At 51.4% G+C, this 712-nt stretch carries 1 protein-coding gene and 1 pseudogene; one reads left to right on the top strand and one right to left on the bottom strand.

Going from position 1 to position 712, the window contains the following annotated elements; genetic code table 11:
• Positions 1 to 227: 227 nt before the first annotated feature.
• Positions 228 to 593 (top strand): annotated as a pseudogene (locus tag ACOCD2_RS23985) (recombinase family protein); the annotation flags it as partial.
• Positions 594 to 613: 20 nt separating this feature from the next.
• On the opposite strand, the gene ACOCD2_RS23980 reads toward ACOCD2_RS23985, so the two are convergent.
• Positions 614 to 712, bottom strand: a 99-nt coding sequence (locus tag ACOCD2_RS23980; protein ID WP_368857394.1) for a transposase domain-containing protein, incomplete at its 5' end; no start/stop codon positions are given.

The following is a 712-nucleotide window of genomic DNA, read 5'->3' as shown; positions in this document are numbered from 1 at the left end:
CGGCGACTTCGAGTCGTCATGAACCGGCTTGGGCCGGCGGCTTGAAGCCGGCTTTAGCCGGAACCGCACTTACAGTGCGTAATTTTCATGCCACCGGCTTGCAGCCGGTGGTTTGTTGACTTTTCTGTGAAACCGGCTGTTTTTGTGTTTCAATACCCATCTCAAAAACAAAGTGTCAATATTCTTCTCTCAGAACGGATTATGACACATTTTCTGGAGCAATTTTCGTGCTGGTTGGCTATGCCCGCGTCTCAACACCCTCTCAAAGTCTGGATTTGCAAATCAAAGCGTTGAAAGAAGCTGGGTGCGACAAAATCTTCTCGGATATTGCCAGTGGTGCCAAGACAGCGCGACCTGGGCTGAAAGATGCCGAAATGGTTCTGCGGGAAGGTGATGCCTTGGTGGTCTGGAAATTGGATCGCCTGGGGCGCTCTATCCAACACCTGATCGAGTCCATTAACGCACTCAAGGAAAAAGGTATTGGTTTTCGCAGCCTCCAGGAGGCCATCGACACGCAAACCAGCGGCGGCAAACTGGTATTCCACATTTTCAGCGCTCTGGCTGAATTTGAGCGTGATCTCATCCGTGAACGGTAAGCGCCAAACAATCAGCCCTATTGCATTTTTTTGACAGGCGTGTTCCAGGGTAGCAGGGCTTCAATGTCCTCAACCGTCCTGGCATTGCCGATGTGCTGCAGCACATGGTGGAGGTA

Source organism: Thiolapillus sp., assembly GCF_048562965.1.
Taxonomy (GTDB): Bacteria; Pseudomonadota; Gammaproteobacteria; order Chromatiales; family Chromatiaceae; genus Thiolapillus; species Thiolapillus brandeum_A.
This window is presented reverse-complemented; position numbering and strand designations above follow the sequence as displayed.